The following is a 12,816-nucleotide window of genomic DNA, read 5'->3' as shown; positions in this document are numbered from 1 at the left end:
TCAGATGAACAGGCTGAAATCAGGGCAGTTCACATCGTGATCAAACTGACCAGCGTTTGATTGCCCAGCTTTTTTGCTGTGAAGGCGTCAGGAATGTCCAGGCCACGAAACGGCTGATCTTGTTACCGTGAACCATTTCGACAGTGCGGACATCCGTCGCACCCTCTTCACTCAGCGCGTCATACAGTAACGGCAATGTCGTTTTTTTAGAAACCAGCACCGTGTACCAGAAACAGTTCTGCGCTTTACCGGCGCTCTCTTCGGCCATGCGAACCACAAACGCTTCTTCACCGCCTTCACACCATAATTCGTTGTGCTGGCCGCCAAAGTTCAGTTCTGCGGTACCGGCGCGACGATCCAGACCGAGATTCTGACGTTTACGCTGACTGCCAGACGCCGCATCTGCCGCCGAAGCATGGAATGGCGGATTACACAGCACCGCGTCATAACGCTCATCATGACGGATAATGGTGTCGAGAATACGCTGCGGTTTAGCCTGTAAACGGAAACGCACCTGATTGGTCAGCAGCGGATTGGTCGCGACAATTTTCTTGGCCGCCGCCATAGAAACCGCATCAATCTCACTGGCGGTAAAGCGCCAGCCATATTCACGCAGACCGATAATCGGATAAATACAGTTAGCGCCAACACCGATATCCAGCACGGAAATGTCTTTGCCCTGCGGGATCTTGCCGTTGTTGCTGCCTGCCAGTAAATCAGCCAGATGGTGAATATAATCCGCACGCCCAGGAATTGGCGGGCACAGGTAATCGGCAGGAATATCCCAGTTTTCAATCTGATAGCAATCGCGCAGCAAGGCACGGTTCAGGGCTTTAACTGCCTGAGCGTTGGCGAAATCAACGGACAAATCGCCCCATTTATTTTCGACAACAAACGGTGCCAGTTCCGGGCTGCTGGCAATCAGGGCCGGGAAATCATAGCGGCTGCGATGACGATTTCGCGGGTGAAGACCGCTTTTTTCCTGAGGGAAGACTTTCTTTTTTTCCACCTGAGTGACTCTCCGAGAGGTGTGCGCGACGCATAAAATATGCGATGGGGCGTTAGATATTCATCAATGGCGCACAAGATACCACAAAGCGCCGCCGCCTGCCGGATGCATCCGGGCTGACGCGGGCACATAAAAACGGTCAGCACCTGATTAAATCGGGTAATGTACAAATCATAGTCTTTATGAATTATTTGCTGAGGAAAATCATGAGCACTGATGAACGCTATTACTACGAACCAGCCAAAGGCCACGGCCTGCCCCATGACCCCTTAAACGCTATTGTCGGTCCGCGCCCGATTGGCTGGATTTCCTCCCGTAATGCCGCCGGAGAGCGCAATCTGGCCCCTTACAGTTTCTTCAACTGTTTCAATTACCGTCCGCCGATCATTGGTTTTGCCAGCAGTGGCTGGAAAGACAGCGTGGCGAATATCGTGGAAACCGGCGAATTCGTCTGGAATCTCACCACCCGACCGCTGGCGGTGAAAATGAATGAAAGTTCGGCCTCGCTGGAACACGGTGCGGATGAGTTTGATTTCGCCGGTCTGACACCGCAAGCGGGAACGCGGGTCGCGGCGGATCGCGTGCTGGAAAGTCCGGTGAACTTTGAGTGCAAACTGACGCAGTGTATTCAGCTTAAAACGGCCGCCGGTGGCGATATCGATACCTGGCTGGTGCTGGGCGAAGTGGTTGCCGTGCATATTGCGCCACATCTGCTGATTGACGGCATTTATCAGACTGCGCTTGCCGAACCGGTATTACGCGCCGGAGGCCCTTCCGCCTACTACGGCATTTCTGAAGATTTACGCTTTGACCTGATACGCCCGGACGCCCGCTGAGTTCTGATCTTCACTGTAAAAAAAAGCCACCGTGCGATTTACACCGCCGGTGGCTTTTTCATTAAAGGGATTATTTTGTAACCTGGCTATTTATGGTTGTAATTCTGCTCGACGAAATCCGCAAAATCCTGGCACATCGCGTCATCACCGTCGGCGCTGTCAGCTAAAATCCGGACACCATCCACCACGCGAATATGCACATTCAGGTCGAAATCGGCTGCGGGCTGCTCACGTTTTGAGGCCAGTTCAATGGTCTGCTGTGCATCCTGCCACGCCGCATCCACCGTCTGATTACAGGCCTGCGCCAGATAATCGGGATTGAACCCCTCGCCGGTCAGGCTGCGCAAGGTATCGTCGTGACTGACGCTGTTACCCGGCGTCCAGTAATGCTTCGCCAGATCCGGGCCGATAGCCGGATTGTCGGTCAGATAGCCATCGCGTTTCAGGAAGAAGGCGCGGGTCTGTTCCACGGCCATCATCGCCAGCAGATAGCCCTGATAAGAACAGGCGGACTCCATGGAAAGCAAATGCGGGATTGCCAGCGTCGGACGCGGGCTGCCGGTCACACCAAGAATATGCGTTTCAACGTCACGCGCCAGCGCCGTCATAGCTTCCGGCGTGCGTTTTTCATCCGGCCACTGATAAAGCTGCCACTCGAAATACGGCACCAGCAAAATGTGGCGCTCATTGAACGAACGCATCGGCTGACGGGCCTCGATACTGGCGCGGATCAGTTCGTCCGGCACCGGCTCACCGGCGGTATTTTTCGCATAACGCTTCAGCCAGTCAGCGTCATCGAGGAGGCTGTCGCAGAACATGGACTGCGTTTCAGCATACGCCATCGACGTCGGCGGGAATTCCTGTGAGAAGCACGGTGCGTTCTGGCGGATATTGGCGAAATGTGCCGCATGTCCTCCTTCATGGAACAAGGTGTTCAGGCCAGTCGCGCCGCTGCCAATCTGATCCGGTTTTGCCAGACTGGTGAAGTTAATCACCGCAGGCACCCATTTGCCGTTGTCATAGAACGGCGGCACCGGCCCGTGCATAAATCCGTTCTCGTATTTGCCTTCGCGGACCAGTAAATCGAGTTGCATTTCTGCGCCGTTAAAACCGATATTCAGGCGCTTGAAGCTGTCAATCCAGCGGCGCAGGGAATCGGCAAACGGGAAGTAAGGATCGAGCTGACGGGTGACGTCACCGGCGCTGGCGAAGCGGATATTCCACGGCAGCAGTGCGGCATCACCTTCGCGCGCTACCAGTTCATTGAGGCTGCGCGTGTTGCTTTCGCGGGTGCGTTCTTCGAACCGGTCGAGGATAGCGAATAACTGTTCCGGCGACATGCGCTCGGTTTTATTCACTTTATAGTCGAAATAGTTACGGTAACCGAGCTGGCGGGCAAAACGGTTACGCAGGCCGATCAGTTCAGGCAGTCCGTTGTGCAGCAGCCAGTCTTCCAGGTCGCGCAGCGCATTCTGGGAACTGCGGCGGTAAGCTTCATTTTCGTTATTGGCCTGATTAGTCAGCAGTTCGCCGAGAGAGGCACTGACGCGCTCGCCTTTGCTGTTGATGTGGGTCATGCGGTACTGCTTACGCTTACCAAACAGCACGGATTCGGCCTGAATGATTTCATCCATCAGCGCCTGAGCTTTGGGATCTTCAATCACATTACAGTCGAAGAAATTCAGCCAGCCGCGCAGACCGTGGAGCAGCGCATCACGCTCGTCGCTGGCACTGTGTTTTTCCAGACTGGCGATGGCGTCACGAATTTCCTGCGGACGGGAAGGCTCAGCGATAAAGCGTTTGTATGCAGTTTCGGCAGCGGAGAAAGCGTCCGAGACATTTTCATCACCGGTGCCCATGTAGTTTTGCCAGAACAAGTTTTCTTTGTTCTGATGCACGTTGAGGTAATCGCGATTGAGGGCGTTAAAATAGTCCTGAGCCTGTTTCATGTAATCTTCTCTGCTGAATGTTAAAGAGATTTTACATTGAGTGTATGTTCGCAAAGCGGTTATGTCGATATGGCAAAACCGCTTTTGAATGTCAGGCAGGATTGTGCGGAAATCAGTTTTTCTTCACGAACTCCGATTTGAGTTTCATCTGACCAAAACCGTCAATTTTGCAGTCGATATTGTGATCGCCTTCAACCAGACGGATACCCTTCACTTTGGTCCCGATTTTCAGCATCGAAGAACTGCCTTTCACTTTCAGGTCTTTGATTACGGTGACAGAATCGCCATCCGCCAGCAGGTTACCGTTGGCATCGACCACTTTCAGCACGTCATCCTCCGCGCTGTTTTCACCGCTCATTGACCAGACATGTCCACATTCAGGACAGTTAAGCATTTCACCGTCCTGCCAGGTGAATTCGGACTGACACGTAGGGCAAGCTGGCAACGTTTCCATATTTAAATCTCCATAAAACTTTATAAAAAAACGAATGAAATCAGTAAATAGATTTCGTAGTTCCTTTATTTTAGCCTTTAACCACACATTTGAACAGGGTAAGGGAGATTTTGGGGAGATGAGACAGGTATATGGAGTGAGTTTCTCGATGATAAATATGGTTTTTTAAGCTCCCTCCCCTGCGAAGGGGAGGGTTGGGGTGGGGTATTAAAGAAAAACTAAAAATTTTGAAGTATGCATTGACTATAGTTTTGACCTTAATACCCCCTCCCCGCCTCCCCCTTCGCAGGGGGAGGAGCTAACTGAGCTCATTCCCAGCTTTTAAAAAATCTGATCCACAATCATTTTGGCCTCAGCCATGTCGCCACACACTTCTGCTGCCACCAGACAACATGCCAGCTGATTCAGAATCGCCTGCGGGACAGCGCGTTCGCCCTTCAGGCATTCCTGAATGTAGTTAACGGTGGCGTCGACGTCTTTGGTCGACGGCACATCGGCGGCAAAAAACTCTTCTTTTTCTGCCAGCACACTCAGTTCACCACCGGCGATATAGTGCGTCTGCGGGAAACGTGACGGATTGGCATACACTTCCCCTTCCGTCCCTTGCGTCAGCAATGCACGGCCATCAATCTGGCGGAAAAACGAGGAGACGCGCTGAATATATTCGGGATGAGAAACGCTGGATAAACGCAACGCATCCTGCCCGATGAAAGGTGTGATGAGTTTCGCCAGCGTATGGCTGCTGTTGCGCACGCCCATCTGCCAGCGCAGTGCCAGTTGCTTTTCGATCGGCGCGCACAGAACAGAAACCGGCACAAAGACCGGGCCGTTTCCGGCATCAAGCTGCTGCTGAGCCTGTTGCTGATTTTGGGCAGCGTCGATACCTGATGCGCGGAAAATTTCCGCGCTGGTGATGCGGGTAGGATCTTCATCCACGCCATGCACCACCACCGGCAAACCCAGACGGCTGAGCAGCATCGCCAGCAACGGCGTCAGATTCGCCTGTTTGCGCGCGCCGTTATAGGTCGGAATGACCACCGGCAGCGGACGATTTACAGGTGCCTGCAGGCGCATAACGCGCTCTTCCATCGCCGCATAAAACCCGAGCATCTCTTCTTCCGCTTCGCCTTTGATACGAAACGCAATCAGCAACGCACCCAGCTGTAAATCCGGCACTTCACCGGCCAGAATTTCGCGGTACAACGCAAGCGACTGCTCACGATCCAAATCACGGGCATGATTTTTTCCACGCCCCACTTCTTTGATGAGTTTGGTGTAATCCATCGTAGCGTTACCTTCTCTGTGTAATGACTTTTCTTGAGGAAAAATTATCGCCGGCGGGCGCGACGGCGAACCGGATCTTTCTTCGCTGTTTTCAGGATATCAGGGCGTTTCACCGAACCGGGCGCTGGCATTTCACGCTGTTCAATGGGAAACACCGGTAATGCCGCGAGCAGGCGCGAACCGTAGCTTTTGGTCAGCAGACGCTTGTCATAAATCACGATTTCGCCAGTACATTCATGGCTGCGGATCAGACGCCCGACCTGCTGGATCAGGTTGAATGACGCACTCGGTAAACTCTGCACTTCAAACGGATAGCGCTTCAGCGTTTTCAGCCACTCGCCTTCGGTCAGGATCACCGGACTGTCGATCGGCGGAAACGCAATTTTATGGATGTGCACCTGCGTCAGCAATTCACCTTTCAGATCCAGCCCTTCCGCGAAAGATTGCAGGCCGATCAGCACGCTGGTCGTGCCCGCGGCGACGCGCTTGCGGTGCTCCTCGACCAGCCGGTAACGGGGCTGATCGCCCTGCACCAGCAGCATCAGGCGTAAATCCGGCAGCAAAGAAACAAATTGCTGCAACGCACGGTTACTGGCGAATAACACCAGCTGGCCGGTGTGCTGCCCTTTTGCCAGTTCTGCGCGGAAGAAATCGGCCATTTCCTGCAAATGCGCGGCTTCATTCGCCATCAGCGGCTCCAGCGTCATTTGCGGGATCACCAGTTTACCCTGCGTGACATGACTGAACGGCGAATCCAGGCTGACGAAAAGGTCGCCGGCTTTTTCCGTCAGGCCGGTCATTTCCTGCAAGCGGGAGAAACTGTTCAGCGAGCGCAGCGTCGCAGAGGTAATCACTACATGCGGCACTTTGCGCCACAGCATTTTTTCCAGCTGTTCGCTGACGCGGATCCCCGCGCAATGGAAGACCAGATGCGTCTGGTTATCGAAATAAGTCCGCGTCACCCATTTGCCAATCGGCGCATTGGACGCTTTATCCAGCGCCGCCAGCCGCCACAGTTTGCTCATGGTTTCGAGATAGCCCTGCATCCGGCTCATGTGCAAAATCGCGCGATGCAGACGCATAATGTCGTGTTTGCCGGTCTTCTCGCTGAGGTCATTCACCATGTATTCCGCCAGACTGCGCAAACCATCGGTGAGTTTAAACAGGCGGCTGCACTGCTCTGTCAGCTCCGGCGGCAATAGTCCCAGCTCGAAACGGTATTCGGCTTCCGGCTCATCCGGGGGTAAATACTGTCCCACGGTCTGTTCAATCGACAGCAGCAGTTCGCGCATTTCGGCGCAGTGATTATGCAGACGCTCGGCGTTGGTCAGCGGCGGCGGATTCTTCGGCGTAAACAGCGCCAGACATTGTTCAATCTGACGGACAAAATTATCGAGTTGCAGGTTGTTCCACATCGCGGTGATTTCCGCGTCAACTTCCAGCGCATCGCGGGCCACTTCCGGCAGATGATGTCCTTCGTCGAGCACCAGCAGCAGGTCTTTTGCCGGTGGCAGCACGGATTCGGATTCCAGCGCCGCCATCACCAGCGCGTGGTTGGTCACTACTACATCTGCGCTTTCAATTTCTTTGCGCGCCACAAAATACGGGCATTCGCGAAAGTAATGACAGTTACGGCTGAGGCAGTTGGCTTTATCTGTGCTGATTTTGATCCACAGCGGATCGTCGATGGTCTTCTGGTAGTGATCGCGTAATCCATCCCACTCGTAGCGTGACAGCGCGGTTTCCAGCGTTTTACACAGTTTCTGTTCTTCGCCGCTGGAAGGTGCCAGTTCATCACCAAGAAATAATCCCAGATCGCCCTGCGCGTTTTCATTGCTCATCGCCGCCAGATTTCGCGGACAAACGTAACGCCCGCGACCAAAAGCGCCGGTAAATTTAAGATCAGGAATGATTTTTTTCAGCAGCGGTAAATCCTTACTGAAAATCTGATCCTGCAACGCCACGTTTGCAGTGCTGACAATCAGCGGTTTTTCTTCCTCACGGCTGACAGCAATGCCGGGAATGAGATAGGACAAGGTTTTCCCGACGCCGGTCGGCGCCTCGATGGCCAGATGCCGTGCAGAATCCCCCGAGAACGCTTTAGCCACCTCAGCAATCATCTGACGTTGCGGAGCGCGGGAAATGAAATCCGGGATTTGCTGTTGCAGGGCTTTGTACCACTGGCTTATCTGATTTTTTACTGCGGGGGAAAGCGCCATGCATCTCTTTTTTGTTGGAAGTGAGACAGGAATGTCCCGGCTATTGTCCCACAGACCGGCTTCTGGCGCAGCCCGAAATCTTGGTTAAGGGCATTTCCTGTGGTGTAAATTTATGCAGAAAAAAAGGAGGACGTGTAAAAAAAGAAAAAGTTCATTTCTGACTGTCATAAATTGATCACAAATATACGGTAAAAAACTCTCGCTGAGAAAAATCCGAGTCCATACGGAATGCACAGCAAAAATGATGATTAGCGTCTTTCCACAAGACTTCATATAAAGCTTTTATGAAAAGCTTTTAATAAAGAATGCAGGGTAAAATTCATGAAACGTAATATTCTGGCACTTTTAATTCCTGGTTTATTGATTGCATCAGGCGCACACGCAGCGGAAGTTTATAATAAAGACGGCAATAAACTGGACCTGTACGGAAAAGTGAAAGGTCTGCATTATTTCTCTGATGCTCCCGGCAGTGATGGCGACCAGAGTTACGTGCGTTTCGGTTTTAAAGGCCAGACCCAAATTAATGACCTGATCACCGGCTACGGCCAGTGGGAATACAACGTCATGGCTAACCATGCTGAATCTGACAGCAAAACGCCAAGCACCACCGGCACCAAAACCCGTCTGGGCTTTGCCGGTCTGAAATTTGGTCAATACGGTTCCTTCGACTATGGCCGTAACTACGGCGCACTGTACGACGTTGAAGCCTGGACCGATATGTTCCCTGAATTTGGCGGCGACGGTTACACCAAAGCTGACCGCTTCATGACTGGCCGTACCAACGGCGTGGCCACGTACCGTAACCGCGGCTTCTTCGGCCTGGTTGATGGTCTGAACGTGGCTGTTCAGTATCAGGGCAAAAATGAAAATGACGGTCGTGGCAGCAGCACAGCCAACGGCGACGGCTATTCACTGTCTACCACTTACGCACTGGGTGATACCGGCGTGAGCTTCGGCGGCGCATATGCGTCTTCTGACCGCACCACGGCGCAGAGTAATTCCGCTTACGGCAAAGGCGATAAAGCTGACGCATGGACTGGCGGTATGAAATATGACGACAATGGCGTTTATTTAGCCGCCATGTATGCTGAAACCCGTAATATGCTGGCCATTACCGTGCCAGGCGGAATTGCAGGCGCACCGGCAGGAAGTGGTTTTGCAAATAAAACCCAGACCTTCGAAGCCGTTGCACAATATCAGTTCGAAAATGGCCTGCGTCCTTCACTGGGTTATGTCCAGACTAAAGCAAAAGATATTGAAAACATCGGTGATGCAGACCTGGTTAAATATGTTGACGTAGCAGCAACCTATTATTTCAACAAAAACATGTCTGCCTATGTTGATTATAAAATCAACCAGCTGTCCGACGATAATAAACTGGCTCTGAACAACGACGACATTACTGCCGTTGGTCTGGTCTATCAGTTCTGATAATTAGTTCTAAAAACAGGCGCTTTACCACCTCATTATTCTCTGTCTTGACATTCTTCGGCCGGACTCACCCTCCGGCCTTTTTTATTTGTGTTATTTTTCGGCACACCTCGCGTAAATCGCCATTTCGGCTTCCACACCCCGCTGAATCTGCTACAGTTTTAACGATTTTGATGAATGCGAATCTTTCTTAACAAGCAGGGATAACCCATGAATAAAATTTCGCTTTGCACCACCAGTGCTTTAATCATGCTGGCCCTCAGCGGCTGCGCGCAGCAAAAAACGGACGCCCAACAGAAACTGAACGATCAGTCGGTGATGGCGCTGAACTGGTTCCAGCAATCCGGCGAATATCAGGCGCTGGCGTATCAGGCATTTAACACGGCGAAAATGGCGTTTGATAACGCACAACCGCTGGCCGGACAGAAGAAAGCCGTCGTCGTCGATCTCGACGAAACGATGCTCGATAACAGCGCGTACAGTGCGTGGCAGGTGAAAGCGAATAAGCCATTCGACAGCAAAACCTGGTCCCAGTGGACAGCAGCGCGTCAGGCTACCGCCGTGCCCGGCGCGGTGGAATTTGCCAACTATGTCAACACACACGGCGGCACGATGTTCTACGTGTCTAACCGTAAAACCAGCGAATACGCCGCGACGCTCGACAACATGAACCGCCTGGGCTTTACCGGCGCGAATGAAAAAACCATGCTGTTAAGTTCAGACACGTCGAACAAACAAGCGCGTTTCGACTCGATTAAAGCCGCGGGTTATCACGTGGTGATTTACATCGGCGACAACCTGAATGACTTTGGTTCTGCGACCTATCATCAGGGTAATGAACAACGCCGTGCCTTTGTGAATCAGAACCATCAGCACTTCGGCACACAATATATCGTGCTGCCAAATCCGCTTTACGGCGACTGGGAAAGTGGTCTGGCGAAGGATTACAACAAGCTGACGCCTGAGCAGAAATTGAATGCGCGGGAGCAGAATCTGAAGGCGTGGAGCGGGAAGTAGGCTTTTAGAAAGCTAACAAATTTCTCACTTGCAGTGAGGGCAACACCTTGGGCTCGCCGCCCAAACTGGCCCAGAGGACGCGTAAGCGCGCGCCCTCTGGACTCCCGCGCTTTTTAACTGCGCGCTGTCGCGGGTATGACGGACATGTTCTGTTGCCCTGGTGAGTGGCGCAAAATGTCATCGCTGCGCGATTCCCGAATTTCAGGTTTCGAGCCTCTGGTCTCGAACCGTTCATTCGGTGCTATTTTTGATCACGCCAATCAACTTATCTAAAAGATAAATCCATTTCGTTTTGAATTTAAGATCGTGTGGGCGATTCAGAAAGCTTGCTGAACGGAGCGGCCTGGAGACCAGAGGCTCCAGGACCGAGTGAAGGAACCGCAAAGCGGCAAGATTTCAAGCCTGTCGCCGTGCTACCTGAAACATAGCCAGCGAGCGGTAGCGCGCAGTAAAAGAGCCGGAGATTCTTAAGAGGCGCGGCGATAGGCGCCTCTTAAGGCCAGTTTGGGTGGCAACCCAAGGTGTTGGTGTTGACCTTGAATTGGGCCCAGTTTGGGTGGCTTACCCGATGTCCCCCACTAATCCATCAATCAATATCTGCGGTGTCCCCTGCGAGCAGCGCTCAATCCGTCCGCGGACGCCGTAAACACGCGCCAGACTGTCGGCGGTGATCACGTCTTCCGGTTCGCCATCGGCAATCAGATTACCGTCTTTAAGCATCAGCACGCGGTCGCCATGGCGCAGCGCGATATTGATGTCATGCACAACTACCACGGTGACGATATTGCGTTTCTGCGTCTCTTTGCGTACCAGATCCATGACGTGGAACTGATAGTTAAGATCAAGCGCGCTGAGCGGTTCGTCGAGCAGCAGTAAGGAAGGCTGGCGGATCAGGGATTGCGCCAAACCGACCAGCTGTTTCTGACCGCCGGAAAGCTGATCGAGATAACTCAGAGCCAGATGCTCGATACCCAGCTGACGCAACAACGTCATCACTTTATCGGTGCCTTCCGAGACTTTGCCCTTCCCGCCAGACGCACGCTGCGCCACGATGATGGATTCCAGCACATGCAGATGCACACCCGCAGGCAGCGTTTGCGGCAGGTAAACAACCTGCTCCGCACGGCGCGCAAAAGGCATCGGCATTAAATCGTGCCCGTCGAGAAACAGCTGCCCTTCCGCGCGGTTAAGTCCGGCGAGGGAACGCAGCAACGTCGATTTTCCGCTGCCGTTTGGCCCGAGCAGCACGGTGATTTTTCCACGCGGTAGCATCGGCACATTGAGATGGCGGATCACATGGCGCTTCGGATAGCCAGCGTTGAAATCGCGGATTTGCAGCCCCTGCGTGGCCGCATTCAGTAAATCTTGTGGCTGCATTTCTGGTATTGCGGACATCAGACGTTCCCCCGGTGACGAAGAATAATACTCAGGAAGAACGGCACGCCGACCAGCGAGGTGACGATCCCCACCGGAATAATGACGCCCGGCACCAGATTTTTTGAGGCCACCGATGCCATTGAAAGCACCAGCGCACCAATCAGCGCACTGGCTGGCAGGTAGAAACGGTGATCTTCACCAAACATAAGACGGGCGATGTGTGGCGCGACCAGACCGATAAATCCAATCGGGCCGACAAATGCGACTGCCAGCGCGGAAAGAATACTGATACGCAGCAAGGTGCCGAGACGCAAACGGCGCACGTCGATACCAAAACTCACCGCACGATCTTCACCCAGACGCAGCGCCGTCAGCTTCCACGCGCTCATCATCGACCACGGCAACAGAACCAGGAACGCCAGCAGCATCACGCCCAGCTTCACCCATGACGCACGCGCCAGACTGCCCATTGTCCAGAAGACCAGTCCCTGTAAGGTGTCTTCGGTGGCGATAAACTGCATCAGAGAAACCAGTGCGTTGAAGGTAAACACCAGCGCGATACCGAACAGCACTACGCCGGAACTGGCGACACGCGTCCAGCGCGTGATCCCATCCAGCATCAGCGCGGCCAGTAAGGCAAAAATAAAGGCGTTAGCAGAGATAAACCACTGGTCGGGAATGCCCGGAATACCGATACCCAGCACAATCGCCAGCGCTGCGCCAAACGCCGCCGCAGAAGAAACACCGAGTGTGAACGGACTGGCGAGCGGGTTGTTGAGGATAGTCTGCATTTCCGCACCGGCAAGACCGAGCGACATACCGACTGCCACCGCCATCAGCGCATACGGCAAACGAATATCCCAGACAATCACGCGTGTACCCGGATCGGCTGCCGCCGCATCAAACAGGGTTTTCCACAGCGTACCGAGCGACAACCCCGACGGCCCCATAATGAAATCAATCACCAGCGAGACGACGATCGCCAGCACCAGGACCAGCATGATTAACAGACGGCGGCGTACGATATTCTGGTATCGCCCCATCACGCCGTCCGGGGCGTTGCCTTTCACCGCCAGGGCGGGTTCGGTTGTTGCACTCATTTTCGCTTCAATCTCATTAAGTTAAAAACTTATGGCGGGAACAGACGTTGTGTTGTTCCCAAAGAATGGGAACAAATGATAATAATTATCAATGTGTTTTGCAAAACCTATCAGACTCAGACGTTAAACGCAGCGGTAAC

General features: G+C 53.2%; 10 protein-coding genes. 3 read left to right on the top strand and 7 right to left on the bottom strand.

All coding sequences use genetic code 11. From position 1 onward, the window contains the following. Positions 1–40: 40 nt before the first annotated feature. Positions 41–1,009, bottom strand: a complete 969-nt coding sequence (gene rlmF, locus ACJY2G_RS08170; protein WP_112287765.1) for a 23S rRNA (adenine(1618)-N(6))-methyltransferase RlmF — start codon at positions 1,007–1,009, stop codon at positions 41–43. Between the two features lie 206 nt (positions 1,010–1,215). Here rlmF and ACJY2G_RS08165 point away from each other — a divergent pair, with 206 nt between their 5' ends. Beyond that, positions 1,216–1,845 carry a flavin reductase family protein gene (locus tag ACJY2G_RS08165; protein ID WP_439291620.1) on the top strand — a complete coding sequence of 210 codons (630 nt, stop codon included), beginning with the start codon at positions 1,216–1,218 and terminating at the stop codon, positions 1,843–1,845. 86 nt (positions 1,846–1,931) lie between these two features. Here the strand turns inward: ACJY2G_RS08165 and ACJY2G_RS08160 are convergent, their stop codons facing one another. From ACJY2G_RS08160 to dinG, 4 genes are all read right to left on the bottom strand, one after another. Then, positions 1,932–3,794 (bottom strand): M3 family metallopeptidase, encoded by a 1,863-nt coding sequence (locus ACJY2G_RS08160; protein WP_439291619.1) that lies wholly within the window; start codon positions 3,792–3,794, stop codon positions 1,932–1,934. 112 nt (positions 3,795–3,906) lie between these two features. Beyond that, a complete protein-coding gene (locus ACJY2G_RS08155; RefSeq protein ID WP_112287762.1) occupies positions 3,907–4,248 on the bottom strand; it encodes a zinc ribbon domain-containing protein YjdM in 342 nt (113 codons plus the stop codon). 321 nt (positions 4,249–4,569) lie between these two features. Next, positions 4,570–5,532: a DNA-binding protein YbiB gene (gene ybiB / locus ACJY2G_RS08150; RefSeq protein ID WP_439291618.1), complete on the bottom strand. Its 963-nt coding sequence runs from the start codon at positions 5,530–5,532 to the stop codon at positions 4,570–4,572. Between the two features lie 44 nt (positions 5,533–5,576). Then, on the bottom strand, positions 5,577–7,751 hold the full coding sequence (gene dinG / locus ACJY2G_RS08145) for an ATP-dependent DNA helicase DinG (protein ID WP_112287760.1): 2,175 nt from the start codon (positions 7,749–7,751) through the stop codon (positions 5,577–5,579). Positions 7,752–8,072: 321 nt separating this feature from the next. On the opposite strand from dinG, the gene ACJY2G_RS08140 reads away from it, so the two are divergent. Together ACJY2G_RS08140 and ACJY2G_RS08135 are read left to right on the top strand one after the other, a co-directional pair. Further along, on the top strand, positions 8,073–9,182 hold the full coding sequence (locus ACJY2G_RS08140; RefSeq protein ID WP_439291617.1) for a porin: 1,110 nt from the start codon (positions 8,073–8,075) through the stop codon (positions 9,180–9,182). Between the two features lie 210 nt (positions 9,183–9,392). Continuing rightward, positions 9,393–10,199 (top strand): 5'-nucleotidase, lipoprotein e(P4) family, encoded by an 807-nt coding sequence (locus ACJY2G_RS08135; protein WP_112287758.1) that lies wholly within the window; start codon positions 9,393–9,395, stop codon positions 10,197–10,199. Between the two features lie 561 nt (positions 10,200–10,760). Here ACJY2G_RS08135 and ACJY2G_RS08130 read toward each other — a convergent pair. Together ACJY2G_RS08130 and ACJY2G_RS08125 are read right to left on the bottom strand one after the other, a co-directional pair. After that, entirely contained in the window at positions 10,761–11,576 is an 816-nt protein-coding gene (locus tag ACJY2G_RS08130) for an ABC transporter ATP-binding protein (protein ID WP_439291647.1), read from the bottom strand. A 17-nt stretch (positions 11,577–11,593) separates the two neighbouring features. Next, on the bottom strand, positions 11,594–12,676 hold the full coding sequence (locus tag ACJY2G_RS08125; protein ID WP_112287858.1) for a FecCD family ABC transporter permease: 1,083 nt from the start codon (positions 12,674–12,676) through the stop codon (positions 11,594–11,596). Positions 12,677–12,816: the final 140 nt, after the last annotated feature.

Source organism: Rahnella sp. ATs2, assembly GCF_051851855.1.
GTDB classification, from domain to species: Bacteria; Pseudomonadota; Gammaproteobacteria; order Enterobacterales; family Enterobacteriaceae; genus Rahnella; species Rahnella variigena.
Note: the sequence above shows the minus strand (reverse complement) of the source record. Positions and strands in the feature narration are given on the sequence as shown.